Below are 13,622 nucleotides of genomic sequence, written 5' to 3'. Positions count from 1 at the left end.
GTCCGGCCGCCGGCTTCATCAGAAGCAGACGGCGGAAACCGTTACGAGGAAGGGCAAGAGCCCACCATGACAATGACAGATCCTGTCGCAGACATGCTTACGCGCCTGCGTAACGCAAACTCGGCATACCACGACACCGTGTCTATGCCTTACAGCAAGCTCAAGGCTCGCGTTGCCGACATCCTCAAGGCCGAAGGCTTCATCGCCGGCTGGAAGGAAGAGGACGCAGAGGTCGGCAAGAAGCTGACCCTCGAGCTCAAGTTCGGTCCGAACCGCGAGCGTTCCATCGCCGGTGTTCGCCGCATCTCCAAGCCGGGTCTCCGCGTTTACGCGAAGTCCACCAACCTGCCGCACGTGCTGGGTGGCCTGGGTATCGCAATCCTGTCCACCTCTTCCGGCCTCCTGACTGACAAGCAGGCCGGCAAGAAGGGCGTGGGCGGCGAAGTCCTCGCGTACGTCTGGTAACGGGAAAGGAAGAGAATAATGTCACGTATTGGACGTCTCCCCATCACCGTTCCTGCCGGCGTTGAGGTCAAGGTTGACGGCTCTGTCGTCAGCGTCAAGGGTTCCAAGGGCGAACTGAGCCACACTGTGGCCAGCCCCATCGAGGTTGCCCTGGAAGACAACACCCTGACCGTCACCCGCCCGAACGACGAGCGCGCCTCCCGTTCGCTCCACGGCCTGACCCGCACCCTGATCGCCAACATGATCCAGGGCGTCACCGCAGGCTACGAGAAGAAGCTTGAAATCGTCGGTACCGGTTACCGCGTTCAGGCCAAGGGATCTGACCTGGAGTTCGCTCTGGGCTTCAGCCACCCGGTCAATGTGTCGGCTCCTGCCGGCATCACCTTTGCAGTAGAGGGACCGACCAAGCTCTCTGTCTCAGGCATCAACAAGCAGCAGGTCGGCGAAGTTGCTGCCAACATCCGCAAGCTGCGGAAGCCTGACCCGTACAAGGGCAAGGGCATCCGTTACGCCGGCGAGGTTATCCGCCGCAAGGTCGGAAAGGCTGGTAAGTAACCATGGCCATCGCCATTAACAAGAAGCGCACGAACAAGAGCAAGGCTGCCGCCCGCAGCCGCCGCCAGCTTCGTATCCGCAAGCGCATTGCAGGAACGGCCGTTCGCCCCCGCCTGGTGGTCAACCGGTCCGCCCGCCACGTATTTGTCCAGGTTGTCGATGACAGCATTGGCCAGACCGTAGCAAGCGCGTCCACTCTGGAAGCCGACCTCCGTGCATTCGACGGTGACAAGACTGCCAAGGCCAAGCGCGTTGGCGAGCTCGTTGCCGAGCGTGCCAAGGCTGCCGGCGTCGAGGCAGTTGTCTTCGACCGTGGTGGTAACAAGTACCACGGCCGTATTGCCGCCGTCGCTGACGGTGCACGCGAAGGTGGGCTGTCACTGTGACCGAAGCAAACAAGGAAAAGGACACTGTGTCTGCAGATCAGAAGGCTCCCGAAGCCGCAGCTGCTGAGACCACTGCCCCCGCTGCCGACGACCGCCGTGGTGGCGCCCGTCGTGGCGAGCGTGGCGACCGCGGCCAGGGCCGCGGCGACCGCGGTGGCCGTGGCGGCCGCGACGGTGGCCGTGAAGCCGAAAAGAACCAGTTCGTAGAGCGCGTTGTCACCATCAACCGCGTTTCCAAGGTGGTCAAGGGTGGTCGTCGCTTCAGCTTCACCGCACTGGTCGTCGTTGGTGACGGTAACGGCATGGTCGGCGTGGGCTACGGCAAGGCCAAGGAAGTTCCCGCTGCTATCGCCAAGGGCGTTGAAGAGGCCAAGAAGTCCTTCTTCCGCGTTCCCCGCGTTGGCAACACCATCCCGCACCGCGTTCAGGGTGAAGCCGCTGCCGGCGTCGTAATGCTGCGTCCGGCTTCCGCCGGTACCGGTGTTATCGCCGGTGGCCCGGTCCGTGCAGTACTGGAGTGCGTGGGCATCCACGACATCCTCTCCAAGTCGCTCGGTTCCTCCAACGCCATCAACATCGTCCACGCGACAGTTGATGCCCTTAAGCGCCTCGAAGAGCCCGCATCCGTGGCAGCACGCCGCGGCCTGCCGCTGGACGAGATCGCTCCGCAGGCACTGGTGAAGGCCCTCCTGGCTCCGAAGGCAGGTGTTTAGTCATGGCTAAGAACCTGGTCCCCTCCGACGCGCAGTTGGAGATCACTCAGATCAAGTCCGCCATTGGCGGCAAGCAGAACCAGCGCGACACCCTGCGGTCCCTCGGCCTGAAGCGGATCGGACACACTGTTGTCCGCACCGCCGACGCCGTGACCGTCGGGATGCTCAACACGGTTCCGCACCTGGTAAAGGTAGAGGAGGCGAAGTAAATGGCAGAGAACGAAAAGGCTCAGGCTGAAAAGCAGAACGCCCTGAAGGTTCACCACCTGCGTCCCGCCCCGGGTGCAAAGACCGCCAAGACCCGTGTTGGTCGTGGTGAGGCATCCAAGGGTAAGACCGCCGGTCGCGGTACCAAGGGTACGGCAGCCCGCTACCAGGTGAAGGCTGGCTTTGCCGGCGGCCAGCTGCCGCTGCACATGCGCCTGCCCAAGCTGCGTGGCTTCAAGAACCCGTTCCGGGTTGAGTTCCAGGTTGTGAACCTGGACAAGCTCAACGAGCTGTTCCCCGAAGGTGGCACTGTCACCGTGGAGAACCTGGTCGAAAAGGGTGCCGTTCGCAAGAACCAGCCCGTCAAGGTGCTGGGCACCGGCGACATCACCGTCAAGGTTGACGTCACCGCCCACGCATTCTCGGCCAGCGCCGCTGAAAAGATTGCAGCAGCAGGCGGAAGCACCACCGCTCTCTAGAGCCGGTGGGCGACAGCCCGTTGTTCAACTCCCGATGACCGGGGCCAACGCCCCGGTCATCGGGAGTTTTTCACATCCGCAGGCCGTATTTTTCCCGCCATCCGGCGCAGCAGCGCTTCCCCGGATTGTTCGCATGGCGCATCCAACCGTTAGACTCGGTTGTTGGGATTTATTGGGCCCCATCACACCACTCTTATAAACACCACAGGAGGACGCTTGCTTAGCGCATTTGGCCGGGCCTTTCGCACGCCTGATCTGCGACGCAAGTTGTTGTTCACGCTGGGAATCATCACCATTTTCCGCTTGGGTGCTTTCATTCCCTCGCCTGGTGTGGACTACCAGAATGTCCAGCAATGTTTGCAGAACGGTCAGACGGCCGGCGGGCTGTACCAGCTCGTCAACTTGTTCAGCGGCGGCGCGTTGCTCCAGGTGTCCATCTTCGCCCTGGGGATCATGCCGTACATCACGGCGAGCATCATCGTCCAGCTGCTCCGGGTGGTCATTCCCCGCTTCCAGCAGCTGTACGAAGAGGGCGCGTCGGGCCAGTCCAAGCTGACCCAGTACACGCGGTACCTCACCATCGCCCTGGGCCTGCTTAATGCCACCACCCTGGTGTCCCTGGCGCGGTCGGGCCAGCTGCTTCCCGGCTGTGCGCTACCGATCATCCCTGACGACAGCGTCATCACCACCATCCTGCTCATCATCACGCTGACGGCCGGCACCGGCCTGATCATGTGGATGGGCGAGCTCGTCACCGAGAAGGGCGTGGGCAACGGCATGTCCCTGCTCATCTTCACCTCGATTGCAGCGACGTTCCCCACGTCCCTGGGTGCCATCTGGACCTCGCAGGGACCGGCCACGTTCTTCACCGTCCTCGCCATTGGCCTGCTGACCGTGGCACTGGTGGTCTTCGTGGAGCAGTCACAGCGCCGCGTTCCGGTGCAGTACGCCAAACGGATGATCGGACGCCGGACCGTGGGCGGCACCAGCACCTACATTCCCATCAAGGTGAACATGGCCGGTGTTATCCCGGTAATCTTCGCTTCCTCCATGCTCTACCTGCCCGGCCTGATTGCGCAGTTCAACCAGCCGCAACAGGGGGAGCAGCTCCAGCCGTGGGTCGAATGGATCAACAACAACCTGGTCCGCGGCGACCAGCCGATCTATATGGTTCTGTACTTTGCCATGATCGTCTTCTTTACCTACTTCTATGTCGCGATCACCTTCAACCCTGAAGAAGTGTCCGACAACATGAAGAAGTACGGCGGCTTCATTCCAGGTATCCGCGCCGGCAAGCCGACCGCTGACTACCTGCAGTACGTGCTCTCCCGGATCACCCTGCCCGGCGCCCTCTACCTGGGCTTCGTTGCACTGATTCCGCTGGTGGCACTGGTACTGATCAACGCAAACCAGAACTTCCCGTTCGGTGGCACCTCGATCCTGATCATGGTGGGCGTTGGCCTGGAGACCGTAAAGCAAATTGATGCGCAGCTACAACAACGTCACTACGAAGGGCTTTTGCGATGACGAGAATGCTGATTATTGGACCTCCCGGTTCCGGAAAAGGAACGCAGGCGGAGCGGATTTCAGAGCGCCTCGGCGTTGTGGCGATCTCCACCGGCGACATCTTCCGCGCCAATGTAAAGGGCGAAACGCCCCTTGGCATCGAGGCCAAGAAGTACATGGACAACGGGGATTTCGTTCCGGACAGCGTGACCAACAAGATGGTCCGTGACCGCCTCAGCGAGGCCGACGTCGAAAACGGCTTCCTGCTGGACGGCTACCCGCGCACCACCGCGCAGGTGGACTACCTCGACGAGATCCTCGCCAAGGGCGACGAGAAGCTCGACGTCGTCCTGCAGCTCACTGCCGACGATGAGGAACTGGTGCACCGCCTGCTGGGCCGGGCCAAGGAAACGGGCCGGAGCGACGACAACGAAGCCGTCATCCGCCACCGCCTTGACCTCTACCACGAGCAGACCGAAGCCGTGGTGGCCAAGTACGCCGAGCGCGGCATCCTCACCCAGGTTGACGGCATCGGCGCCATCGATGACGTGACCGACCGCGTGATGCAGGCCATCAAGGCGGCACAGGCAGCAGCCTGATCCAGGCACCGTTTTTCTGAGGCTCCTCCCGGAACAGGGGAGGAGCCTCAGCCATTTGAAAGGACACACCATGGGCTTCCGCCAGCCCCGCATCGAACTCAAGAACAACGCCCAGATGCGCACCATGCACGAGGCCGGGCTGGTCCTGAGCCGGGCCCTTGATGCAGCCGTTGCCGCCGCTGTGCCGGGCGTCACCACCAAGCACCTCGACGACGTCTTCGCTGCCGTGCTCAATGAGGCCGGCGCCAAGTCCAACTTCCTCGGCTACCACGGCTTCCCTGCCACCATCTGCACCTCCGTGAACGAGGAAGTGGTCCACGGCATCCCGGGCAGCCGCGTGCTGCAGGACGGCGACATCATCTCCATCGACGGTGGTGCGATCGTCAACGGCTGGCACTCCGACTCGGCCCGGACCGTCATCGTGGGCACACCCGATTCGGAGGACCAGCGGCTCTCCGACGTCACCCGCGCGGCCATGTGGCGTGGGATCGCAGCCCTGGCCACCGGGACGCATGTGGGCGACATCGGGGCCGCCATCGACGACTATGTCTCGTCAGTGCCCGGCAAGCCGCTGGGCATCCTGGAGGACTACGTGGGGCACGGCATCGGCTCCGAGATGCACATGGCCCCCGACGTCCTGAATTACCGCACCAGCCACCGCGGCCCCAGGATCAAGCCCGGCCTTTGCCTGGCCATCGAGCCGATGCTGGTCCGCGGCGGCATTGAAACTGCAGTGCTCGAGGACGACTGGACAGTGGTCACCACCGACGGCAAGCGCTCCTGCCAGTGGGAGCACTCCGTGGCGGTGCACGAGAAAGGCATCTGGGTGCTGTCAGCACCCGACGGCGGCGCGGAGCACCTTGTCCCGCTCGGCGTCACCCCAGTGCCGATCCCCTAGCTATCCGCAGGGGGAGTGCCTGCCTGACCGTCCGGTTCCCATCGGAGCAGATCGCCGGGCTGGCATTCCAGCACCTCGCACAGCGCCTCAAGCGTTGTGAAGCGCACGGCCTTGGCGCGTCCGTTCTTTAGCACCGCCAGGTTGGCCGGCGTGATGCCCACTTTCTCCGCCAGCACCCCCACGGGCATTTTTCGCTTGGCCAGCAGCACGTCGATATCCACGATGATGGCCATCAGATCACCTCGTCGAGTTCGTCGCGCAGGTGCTTGGCCTCGGCATCACGCGCCACAGCCTGGGCCAGGAGGGTCCGGAGCACCAGGACAATCAGTGCCACGCCGCCAATCATCAGGGCAGCGCCGCAGATCAGCAGCACGATGCCGGGCGCGACTTCCCCGGGAGCCAGCAGCACGGCAATCCCGAAGACAAGGACGGCCGCCGCGGCGATAGCCCAGAAGATGATGTCCACATAGCGGAAGGCCCCGTGGGAGAAGACCGTTCCCCGCCGGACCATGGTCAACAACTGCCAGACACATACCGCCGTGATCTGTACGCAGATGATCCCCAGGACCACAATCGCCAGGAACGCGATGCGCAGCCCGTCCGGGGCTCCGGCTTCCTGGAGGTCGATGGACACCAGCGGCACCATCCACACCTGGACGAACAGTGAACCAGCCAAAACCAGCGCGATGACGATGCGCAGCGCGAGGATCGCCAGCTTTCCCATGAACTCTCCTTTATCGAGCAACAGCCTGATTCTATCGATATTCAATAGGTTAAGTAAATACGGGTGGGTTGCGGCGGCGAAGCAGCATGCGGAGGCAGAATTGGCGCATGGGTTCTTTGACTGACGTACCGGGTATACGCGTGGGGCAGGTCTCCAAAACGGGCGCCGGCTGGCTGACTGGCGTTACCGTTGTCCTGCCCCCTGTGGGCACTGTCGGTTCGGTTGACGTCCAGGGCGGCGGACCCGCAACCCATGAGACGGACGCGCTCGATCCCACCAGCCTTGTCAGCCAGGTGGACGCGGTGGTCCTCACCGGTGGAAGCGCCTACGGCCTCGCCTCCGCCGCCGGCGTGCAGCGCTGGTGCGAGGAGAATGGCCGGGGGTTCGCCGTCCCAGGGGGAGTGGTGCCCATCGTTCCGGCCGCCGCGATTTTCGACCTTGGCCGGGGCGGCGACTTTTTAGCCCGTCCGACGCCGGAGATGGGCTACGCGGCAGCGGCTGGGGCGGCCGCCGAGAATGACGGGCACGACGTCGGACGCGGCAACGTGGGTGCCGGCACCGGCGCGCTCATCGGCCGGGCATTCAAGGGCGGGGTGGGTACCGCGTCCGTGACCCTGGAAAGAGGCGTTGTTGTCGGGGCGCTGGCGGTGGTCAATGCTCTTGGCCTGCCGTTTGTTGAGCACTCAGTGCTTGAGGAGACTGTTGTCCCACCTCCGCTCAACACAACTCTTGTTGTGGTGGCGACTAACGCCGTGCTCGATGTTGCCGAGTGCAAGAGAACAGCCGCTGCCTCGCATGCAGGGATCGCGCGTGCACTAAATCCTTCGCATACCCTCGCTGACGGGGACACTGTCTTCTGTCTTTCCACTGGTGCCGTGGCACTCGACCGCTCGGACGAAACCGCCCGGCAGATCAGTCTTGTGACGATGCAAAGTGCGGCAGCCGACGTCGTACGCCTGGCCATCCTGGACGGCATTGCCAGCGCCGAGCCGGTCAGCACTCCTGCCGGTGACTACCGTGCGTACAGCGGGTAGATGCGCTAGCATGGCTGGATTTAACTTTCTTGGCCCGATGGCGTAGTGTTGTTTGTTGGTTGTCTGGACTGCCGCGCCCTTTTGGGTCCTGGAGCAGACAATCGATCCAACAAAAACGTTCGTGGCAATGCCCGGTGCAATCCGGCAGGGCTGCGGCAACAACAGTTAGCGGAGGGTATGGCCAAGAAGGACGGGGTCATTGAGATCGAAGGCGTTGTGACCGAGGCGCTGCCTAACGCGATGTTTCGCGTTGAGCTCACCAACAAGCACATCGTCCTGGCACACATCTCTGGAAAGATGCGTCAGCACTACATCCGGATCCTCCCCGAGGATCGCGTAGTGGTGGAGCTGAGCCCGTACGACCTCACCCGTGGTCGTATCGTCTACCGCTACAAGTAAATTGCTGGGCGGCGTCAGTGTGAACTGGCTGCTGCTCCAGTTGACCACTGTTACACGCAAAGGAATGCCATGAAGGTCAAGCCGAGCGTCAAGCAGATCTGCGAAAAGTGCAAAGTGATCCGCCGTAATGGCCGGGTCATGGTGATCTGCGAGAACCCGCGCCACAAGCAGCGCCAGGGCTAATTCCCTCTATCGGGGAATTCCTGGGTTGCTAACCCACGCAAGTAAATAAAGGCAGCACAAGCTGATCTGGAACATTGAGCTCGACAGAGTCCGGACAGCTAACCCCCGGTCGGAGGCTGGGGCCGCACGGAACGTGCGGGTGTACTGCCTACGACCTCCGGTTTATCAAGGAGTACTGCCACTATGGCTCGTCTCGCTGGCGTAGACATTCCCCGCGAAAAGCGGCTGGAAATTGCGCTTACTTACATCTACGGCGTGGGCAAGACCCGTGCACACGAAACCCTGGCTGCCACTGGCATCAGCGCTGACGTCCGCGTTAAGGACCTCACTGACGCCCAGCTGGTTGAACTGCGTGACTACATTGAAGGCAACTACAAGGTTGAGGGTGACCTTCGCCGCGAAGTAGCAGCCGACATCCGCCGCAAGGTTGAAATCGGCAGCTACGAAGGCCTGCGCCACCGCAAGGGCCTGCCCGTACGCGGTCAGCGTACGAAGACCAACGCACGTACCCGCAAGGGCCCGAAGCGTACCGTCGCCGGCAAGAAGAAGGCCCGTTAAAATCCTCCCCACTTGCCCCTAGAATCGCTGGCGCGATTCCAGGGAACCCTGCAAGTGTGGGCCCAGCTAACGGCCTTTCCCCAATAACTTTCTGTAGGAGAAAAAATGCCCCCGAAGACTCGTGGCGCGGTACGCAAGCCGCGTAAGAAGGACAAGAAGAATATCGCGCTGGGCCAGGCGCACATCAAGAGCACCTTTAACAACACCATCGTTTCCATCACGGATCCGTCCGGCGCTGTTATTTCCTGGGCTTCCTCTGGTGAGGTCGGCTTCAAGGGCTCGCGTAAGTCCACCCCGTTCGCTGCCCAGATGGCTGCCGAAGCCGCTGCAAAGCGTGCGCAGGAGCACGGCATGCGCAAGGTAGACGTTTTCGTCAAGGGACCGGGTTCCGGACGCGAAACCGCAATCCGTTCGCTGCAGGCCGCAGGCCTCGAGGTTGGCTCCATCCAGGACGTCACCCCCGCAGCCCACAACGGCTGCCGCCCCCCGAAGCGCCGCCGCGTCTAATTCTTTTCCGCAGCAGGAGCTTGCCCGGACCAGCAATGGTCCGGGCAAGCCCAGCGCGTTAAGTCTCAGACCGAATTTCCACCACCTGTGTTGCGTCATATAGCGGATGCTCGCCGAAAGGAAACCTAAGTGCTCATTGCACAGCGCCCCACCCTCTCCGAAGAGGTAGTCTCCGAAAACCGTTCCCGGTTCGTCATCGAACCGCTGGAACCGGGCTTCGGCTACACCCTCGGAAACTCCCTCCGCCGTACCCTGCTCTCCTCCATCCCCGGTGCTGCCGTAACAAGCATCCGGATCGATGGCGTGCTGCATGAGTTCACCACGGTTCCGGGTGTCAAGGAAGATGTCACCGAGATCATCCTGAACATCAAGAACCTGTCGGTTTCCTCCGAGCACGACGAGCCTGTTGTGGCTTACCTGCGCAAGCAGGGTCCCGGAGTCGTCACCGCCGCGGACATCGCTCCGCCGGCCGGCGTCGAATTCCACAACCCGGATCTGCACATCGCCACGCTGAACTCGAAGGGCAAGTTCGAGCTCGAACTGACCATCGAGCGCGGCCGCGGCTACGTTTCGGCAGCTCAGAACAAGTCCGGCGATGCAGAGATCGGCCGCATCCCGGTCGACTCCATCTACTCGCCGGTGCTGAAGGTTACTTTCCGCGTGGAAGCAACCCGTGTTGAGCAGCGCACCGACTTCGACAAGCTGATTGTCGATGTCGAGACCAAGCAGGCCATCGCCCCGCGCGATGCCGTTGCTTCCGCAGGCACCACCCTGGTGGAACTGTTCGGTCTGGCCCGTGAGCTGAACACCGCAGCTGAAGGTATCGAGATTGGCCCGTCGCCCACCGACGCTGCCCTGGCAGCAGACATGGCACTGCCGATCGAGGATCTGGACCTCACCGTCCGTTCCTACAACTGCCTCAAGCGTGAGGGCATCCACACCGTGGGTGAACTCGTTGCCCGCTCCGAGGCTGACCTGATGGACATCCGCAACTTCGGTGCCAAGTCCATCGACGAGGTCAAGGCAAAGCTGGTTGAACTGGGCCTGTCTCTCAAGGACTCGCCTCCCGGTTTTGACCTCGCAGCACGCGCCGCAGCAATCGAAGAGGACGACGCCGCTTTCGGCGACGACGAACTCTAAACCAGACCTTGGCCGGCGGGCAGCACCATGGTGTGCCGCCCACGGCTTCCACATGAGGAGAAACAATTATGCCTACCCCCACTAAGGGTCCGCGCCTCGGAGGCGGCCCGGCTCACGAGCGCCTCATGCTCGCGAACCTGGCATCTTCCCTGTTCGAGCACAAGCGGATCACCACCACGGTGACCAAGGCCAAGCGCCTGAAGCCGTACGCAGAGCGCCTGGTGACCTTCGCCAAGCGTGGCGACCTGGCTTCCCGCCGCCGCGTCCTGGGCCTGATCAGCAACAAGGGCGTTGTCCACGAGCTGTTCACCGACATTGCACAGGCAGTGGAGAACCGCGACGGCGGCTACACCCGCATCACCAAGATCGGCAACCGCAAGGGCGACAACGCTCCCATGGCTGTCATCGAGCTGGTTCTTGAGCCGGTTTCCGCCAAGCAGGCCGTCGTTGCCGAGGCTACCCAGGCTGCTGCCAAGGCTGCTCCGGCTGCCGAGGAAGCTCCCGAAGCTGAGGAGACCACCGAGGCTCCCGCCGCTGAAGAAGCTGCAACCGAAGAGGCCGCTGCTGAAGAAGCTCCGGCCGCTCAGGAAGCTCCTGCAGAAGAGGCTGAGGCCCCCGCTGCCGAGGAGAAGGACGCGAAGTAATTCGCTGACCGGCTTCGCATAGACTTGGGTCTATGAACGACCAAAAACCCGCGGCCCCCGCTTTAGGGGGCGGCGGGTTTTTGCGTGTCCGGCTTGATCTTTCGTACGACGGCGGCCCTTTCAGCGGGTGGGCCGTGCAGCCGGGCCTGCGCACGGTCCAGGGTGTCCTCGAGGAAGCCCTGGAGCTGCTGATCCGGCGTCCCGTCCGGGTGACCGTCGCCGGCCGGACCGACGCCGGGGTGCACGCCCGCGGGCAGGTGGTCCACCTGGACCTTTCCGAAGCCGAGTGGCTGGGACTGGCCCGGGGCCACGAACTGGATCCCGCCGTCGCCATGATGCGGCGGATCCGCGGGGCGCTGAACCGCGTGCTGGGGGACCTGCACGGCGCAGTGGAGGTGCACCGCGGGGCGCCCGCGCCCGAAGGGTTTGACGCCCGCTTCTCCGCCCTCTGGCGGCGCTACAGCTACCGCATTGCGGACGGCCCCGCGCTCTGGGACCCGCTGGGCCGCTACTCCACACTGTGGCACAAGAATCCGCTGGATGTTTCGCTGCTGAACGAGGGCGCCGCCCAGCTGCTGGGCCTGCAGAACTTCCTGGCCTTCTGCAAGCCGCGGGAAGGCGCCACCACCATCCGCGACCTGCAGCGGTTCGAGTTCGCACGCGGGGAGGACGGCGTCATCGTCGCCACCGTCCAGGCCGACGCGTTCTGCCACAACATGGTCCGTGCCCTGGTGGGTTCGGCGCTGTACGTGGGCGAAGGAGTAGTGGAGCCAGGCTGGCTTTATGAGCGGCTGCTCGCCAAAAAACGGGACGCAAAATCCGTGCTGGCCGCGCCGCACCCCCTGGTCCTGGAGGAAGTGGCCTACCCGTCCGACGGCGAGCTGCTGGCACGCGCCGAACTCACCCGGGCGCTGCGGGAGTAGCGTCCGGCTAGAAGGACGGCGGGGGTCCGTCAGCGGGCAGTGTAAGCGTGAAGGTGCTGCCTTCGCCCTGGCCGCTGACGCAGGTGATGCTGCCGCCGTGGCGTTCCACGATCATTTTGGTGATGGACAGCCCCAGGCCGGCGCCGGGGATGGCAGCCTCGCGCGCCGCGTCGGTGCGGAAGAAGCGCCGGAAGACCTGGCCGGCGTCGGCGCTGTTCATGCCCATCCCCGTATCGCTGACGCTCAGCTGGACCCAGTCGCTGCCGGCGCTGGCGCTGATCCGGACGCGGCCGCCGTCGGGGGAGTACTTGATGGCGTTGGACACCAGGTTGTCCAGCGCCTGGCCGATCCGGATGGGGTCCGCGTAGGCCCACAGCGGTGAGGGAACGTCCGCGGTGAGTTTGATGTGCGCCTGCTCGGCCTGGGCCTGCGCCGAGCCCATGCTGGTTTCCACGAGGCTTGCCAGATCCGTGCGCTTCGGGTGCACGTTCAGGGCTGTGGACGCAGAAGCGGTCAGGTCTGCGACGAGGGCCAGCATCCGCTCTGCATTGCGCTGCACCACAGTGAGCCGCCGTTCCACCTCCGGCGGCAGGCCAGCGGCGTCTTCCAGGACCAGGTCCACGTTGCCAATGATGGAATTCAGGGGCGTCTTGAACTCGTGCGAGACGTTGGAGATCAGCTCCTGGTGGGCCGCCAGGGCCTCCACCCAGCCGGTGACGTCGCTGTAGACCACCACTGCGCCGGTGAGGCTGCCGTCCTCGCCCACCAGCGGGCGGGCAGCGGTGGACATCGCCCGCTGTTCCGGTCCCTCGCCCGCCCAGACCAGGTAGTCCGCGAAGGATTCACCGGCCATTGCCCGGCTGATGGGCCGCCTCTCGGGCGGGAGCAGGGATCGCCTGTCCGGACCGAAGATCAGCTGGTGCCCCTGCCCGGGGGCGGCGTCGTCGGCGCCCGTTGCCCGGCGGAAGTCGCGTTGCCGGTCGTTCGCAACAAGGAAGCGCCCGGAACGGTCGACGGCGGCAATGCCGACGTCCGTGGCCTCCAGCACCGTCTCCAGCAGTTTCTCCCGTTCCCGGCTTTCGCGCAGGAGTTGCCGAAGCTCACGGTCCTTCTCGGCCAGTTCGCGCTGCTGCAGCCGAAGATTCATGCTCGCGAACCGGATGGCCAGTGAGACAGCCAGCGTCATCAGCGGGAAGAGGAGTACGGGGGTGATGTCCGAGGATGTGAGGTTGGGGAAGCGTCCTGCGGCTGTGGGCAGCATGACCAGCAGCGGGCCCGTGAAGCTGAGCACCAGGCTGCTCCGAGCCAGCATCCCCGAGGCGGACAGCCAGATCACCGGGAAGACCACCAGCACAGCGAGGCCGGGAAGGAGCGGGGCGGCGCCGTTGCGCAGCAGCCCGATGGCCAGGAAGTCCAGGACGGGAATCAGGAGGTAAGGCCGGTGCGGCAGGCGCTCCCAAGGAACCAGGAAGCAGGCCGCGAACAGGACGGCATGCAGGACGATGCCGGACATGTAAAAAGGATTGTGCAGCAGCGTTGGCTCGGCAAGCGGCGTGGCCACGGCAAGCGCAACCACCACCAGTGTCAGCGGCAGCTGGCACAGTGCAACTTGTGAGCGGGTCCCCAATTCCCGGAAAAAGCGCAGCGGACCGCGCCGGAACAGGGGATCAGCCATGAAAGCCTTTCAGCCCTCCCGCCCCGA

At 63.7% G+C, this 13,622-nt stretch carries 20 protein-coding genes; 17 read left to right on the top strand and 3 right to left on the bottom strand.

What is annotated here, in order from left to right; all coding sequences use genetic code 11:
- Positions 1 to 66 precede the first annotated feature (66 nt).
- The 9 genes from rpsH (at position 67) to map (ending at position 5,808) form a co-directional block, all read left to right on the top strand.
- Positions 67 to 465, top strand: a complete 399-nt coding sequence (rpsH, locus tag AC5RU7_RS02905) for a 30S ribosomal protein S8 (RefSeq protein WP_043454616.1) — start codon at positions 67 to 69, stop codon at positions 463 to 465.
- A gap of 18 nt (positions 466 to 483) precedes the next feature.
- Positions 484 to 1,020: a 50S ribosomal protein L6 gene (gene rplF / locus AC5RU7_RS02900; RefSeq protein ID WP_009358294.1), complete on the top strand. Its 537-nt coding sequence runs from the start codon at positions 484 to 486 to the stop codon at positions 1,018 to 1,020.
- Positions 1,021 to 1,022: 2 nt separating this feature from the next.
- A complete protein-coding gene (gene rplR / locus AC5RU7_RS02895) occupies positions 1,023 to 1,406 on the top strand; it encodes a 50S ribosomal protein L18 (protein ID WP_133345794.1) in 384 nt (127 codons plus the stop codon).
- Positions 1,403 to 2,119, top strand: a complete 717-nt coding sequence (rpsE, locus tag AC5RU7_RS02890; protein WP_133345796.1) for a 30S ribosomal protein S5 — start codon at positions 1,403 to 1,405, stop codon at positions 2,117 to 2,119. Before rplR ends, rpsE begins: the two co-directional genes overlap by 4 nt.
- 2 nt (positions 2,120 to 2,121) lie before the next feature.
- Entirely contained in the window at positions 2,122 to 2,328 is a 207-nt protein-coding gene (rpmD, locus tag AC5RU7_RS02885) for a 50S ribosomal protein L30 (RefSeq protein WP_009358731.1), read from the top strand.
- Entirely contained in the window at positions 2,329 to 2,805 is a 477-nt protein-coding gene (rplO, locus tag AC5RU7_RS02880; RefSeq protein WP_009358730.1) for a 50S ribosomal protein L15, read from the top strand.
- 216 nt (positions 2,806 to 3,021) lie between these two features.
- Entirely contained in the window at positions 3,022 to 4,332 is a 1,311-nt protein-coding gene (secY, locus tag AC5RU7_RS02875; protein ID WP_494050996.1) for a preprotein translocase subunit SecY, read from the top strand.
- A 5-nt stretch (positions 4,333 to 4,337) separates the two neighbouring features.
- Entirely contained in the window at positions 4,338 to 4,910 is a 573-nt protein-coding gene (locus tag AC5RU7_RS02870; protein WP_494051350.1) for an adenylate kinase, read from the top strand.
- 70 nt (positions 4,911 to 4,980) lie between these two features.
- Positions 4,981 to 5,808 carry a type I methionyl aminopeptidase gene (gene map, locus AC5RU7_RS02865; RefSeq protein WP_494008925.1) on the top strand — a complete coding sequence of 276 codons (828 nt, stop codon included), beginning with the start codon at positions 4,981 to 4,983 and terminating at the stop codon, positions 5,806 to 5,808.
- On the opposite strand, the gene AC5RU7_RS02860 is transcribed toward map, so the two are convergent.
- Positions 5,805 to 6,041 carry a helix-turn-helix domain-containing protein gene (locus AC5RU7_RS02860; RefSeq protein ID WP_494050995.1) on the bottom strand — a complete coding sequence of 79 codons (237 nt, stop codon included), beginning with the start codon at positions 6,039 to 6,041 and terminating at the stop codon, positions 5,805 to 5,807. The two genes, map and AC5RU7_RS02860, sit on opposite strands and share 4 nt — an antisense overlap.
- Positions 6,041 to 6,532: a DUF2975 domain-containing protein gene (locus tag AC5RU7_RS02855; RefSeq protein ID WP_494050994.1), complete on the bottom strand. Its 492-nt coding sequence runs from the start codon at positions 6,530 to 6,532 to the stop codon at positions 6,041 to 6,043. The genes AC5RU7_RS02860 and AC5RU7_RS02855 overlap by 1 nt, the downstream gene beginning before the upstream one ends.
- A 107-nt stretch (positions 6,533 to 6,639) precedes the next feature.
- Between AC5RU7_RS02855 and AC5RU7_RS02850 the strand changes: the two genes are divergently transcribed.
- The 8 genes from AC5RU7_RS02850 to AC5RU7_RS02815 all read left to right on the top strand — a co-directional run bounded on the left by AC5RU7_RS02850 (position 6,640) and on the right by AC5RU7_RS02815 (position 11,920).
- The gene (locus AC5RU7_RS02850; protein ID WP_494050993.1) at positions 6,640 to 7,566 is read left to right on the top strand and encodes a P1 family peptidase; all 927 of its coding nucleotides are present in this window, start codon (positions 6,640 to 6,642) and stop codon (positions 7,564 to 7,566) included.
- Positions 7,567 to 7,743: 177 nt separating this feature from the next.
- Complete coding sequence (gene infA / locus AC5RU7_RS02845) at positions 7,744 to 7,965, top strand: translation initiation factor IF-1 (protein ID WP_009358723.1); 222 nt, start codon at positions 7,744 to 7,746, stop codon at positions 7,963 to 7,965.
- Between the two features lie 69 nt (positions 7,966 to 8,034).
- On the top strand, positions 8,035 to 8,148 hold the full coding sequence (gene rpmJ, locus AC5RU7_RS02840; RefSeq protein ID WP_009358722.1) for a 50S ribosomal protein L36: 114 nt from the start codon (positions 8,035 to 8,037) through the stop codon (positions 8,146 to 8,148).
- Positions 8,149 to 8,331: 183 nt separating this feature from the next.
- A complete protein-coding gene (gene rpsM / locus AC5RU7_RS02835; RefSeq protein ID WP_003803743.1) occupies positions 8,332 to 8,706 on the top strand; it encodes a 30S ribosomal protein S13 in 375 nt (124 codons plus the stop codon).
- A 105-nt stretch (positions 8,707 to 8,811) separates the two neighbouring features.
- Positions 8,812 to 9,213 (top strand): 30S ribosomal protein S11, encoded by a 402-nt coding sequence (gene rpsK, locus AC5RU7_RS02830; protein WP_018760435.1) that lies wholly within the window; start codon positions 8,812 to 8,814, stop codon positions 9,211 to 9,213.
- A gap of 129 nt (positions 9,214 to 9,342) precedes the next feature.
- On the top strand, positions 9,343 to 10,353 hold the full coding sequence (locus tag AC5RU7_RS02825) for a DNA-directed RNA polymerase subunit alpha (protein WP_009358719.1): 1,011 nt from the start codon (positions 9,343 to 9,345) through the stop codon (positions 10,351 to 10,353).
- Between the two features lie 68 nt (positions 10,354 to 10,421).
- Entirely contained in the window at positions 10,422 to 10,997 is a 576-nt protein-coding gene (gene rplQ, locus AC5RU7_RS02820) for a 50S ribosomal protein L17 (protein WP_494050992.1), read from the top strand.
- A gap of 32 nt (positions 10,998 to 11,029) precedes the next feature.
- Positions 11,030 to 11,920 carry a tRNA pseudouridine synthase A gene (locus tag AC5RU7_RS02815; protein ID WP_494050991.1) on the top strand — a complete coding sequence of 297 codons (891 nt, stop codon included), beginning with the start codon at positions 11,030 to 11,032 and terminating at the stop codon, positions 11,918 to 11,920.
- A 7-nt stretch (positions 11,921 to 11,927) separates the two neighbouring features.
- On the opposite strand, the gene AC5RU7_RS02810 is transcribed toward AC5RU7_RS02815, so the two are convergent.
- Positions 11,928 to 13,595 carry a sensor histidine kinase gene (locus AC5RU7_RS02810; protein WP_494050990.1) on the bottom strand — a complete coding sequence of 556 codons (1,668 nt, stop codon included), beginning with the start codon at positions 13,593 to 13,595 and terminating at the stop codon, positions 11,928 to 11,930.
- Between the last annotated feature and the right edge of the window lie 27 nt (positions 13,596 to 13,622).

The sequence above is a fragment of the Arthrobacter sp. K410C genome, from assembly GCF_059090105.1.
Note: the sequence above shows the minus strand (reverse complement) of the source record. Positions and strands in the feature narration are given on the sequence as shown.

What these genes read in the sequence shown, in the direction of transcription:
- rpsH (WP_043454616.1), top strand. Translation starts at nt 67, where the DNA reads ATGACAATGACAGATCCTGTCGCAGACATGCTTACGCGCCTGCGTAAC.
- rplF (WP_009358294.1), top strand. Translation starts at nt 484, where the DNA reads ATGTCACGTATTGGACGTCTCCCCATCACCGTTCCTGCCGGCGTTGAG.
- rplR (WP_133345794.1), top strand. Translation starts at nt 1,023, where the DNA reads ATGGCCATCGCCATTAACAAGAAGCGCACGAACAAGAGCAAGGCTGCC.
- rpmD (WP_009358731.1), top strand. Translation starts at nt 2,122, where the DNA reads ATGGCTAAGAACCTGGTCCCCTCCGACGCGCAGTTGGAGATCACTCAG.
- rplO (WP_009358730.1), top strand. Translation starts at nt 2,329, where the DNA reads ATGGCAGAGAACGAAAAGGCTCAGGCTGAAAAGCAGAACGCCCTGAAG.
- AC5RU7_RS02870 (WP_494051350.1), top strand. Translation starts at nt 4,338, where the DNA reads ATGCTGATTATTGGACCTCCCGGTTCCGGAAAAGGAACGCAGGCGGAG.
- map (WP_494008925.1), top strand. Translation starts at nt 4,981, where the DNA reads ATGGGCTTCCGCCAGCCCCGCATCGAACTCAAGAACAACGCCCAGATG.
- AC5RU7_RS02860 (WP_494050995.1), bottom strand. Translation starts at nt 6,041, where the DNA reads ATGGCCATCATCGTGGATATCGACGTGCTGCTGGCCAAGCGAAAAATG.
- AC5RU7_RS02855 (WP_494050994.1), bottom strand. Translation starts at nt 6,532, where the DNA reads ATGGGAAAGCTGGCGATCCTCGCGCTGCGCATCGTCATCGCGCTGGTT.
- AC5RU7_RS02850 (WP_494050993.1), top strand. Translation starts at nt 6,640, where the DNA reads ATGGGTTCTTTGACTGACGTACCGGGTATACGCGTGGGGCAGGTCTCC.
- infA (WP_009358723.1), top strand. Translation starts at nt 7,744, where the DNA reads ATGGCCAAGAAGGACGGGGTCATTGAGATCGAAGGCGTTGTGACCGAG.
- rpmJ (WP_009358722.1), top strand. Translation starts at nt 8,035, where the DNA reads ATGAAGGTCAAGCCGAGCGTCAAGCAGATCTGCGAAAAGTGCAAAGTG.
- rpsM (WP_003803743.1), top strand. Translation starts at nt 8,332, where the DNA reads ATGGCTCGTCTCGCTGGCGTAGACATTCCCCGCGAAAAGCGGCTGGAA.
- rpsK (WP_018760435.1), top strand. Translation starts at nt 8,812, where the DNA reads ATGCCCCCGAAGACTCGTGGCGCGGTACGCAAGCCGCGTAAGAAGGAC.
- rplQ (WP_494050992.1), top strand. Translation starts at nt 10,422, where the DNA reads ATGCCTACCCCCACTAAGGGTCCGCGCCTCGGAGGCGGCCCGGCTCAC.
- AC5RU7_RS02815 (WP_494050991.1), top strand. Translation starts at nt 11,030, where the DNA reads ATGAACGACCAAAAACCCGCGGCCCCCGCTTTAGGGGGCGGCGGGTTT.
- AC5RU7_RS02810 (WP_494050990.1), bottom strand. Translation starts at nt 13,595, where the DNA reads ATGGCTGATCCCCTGTTCCGGCGCGGTCCGCTGCGCTTTTTCCGGGAA.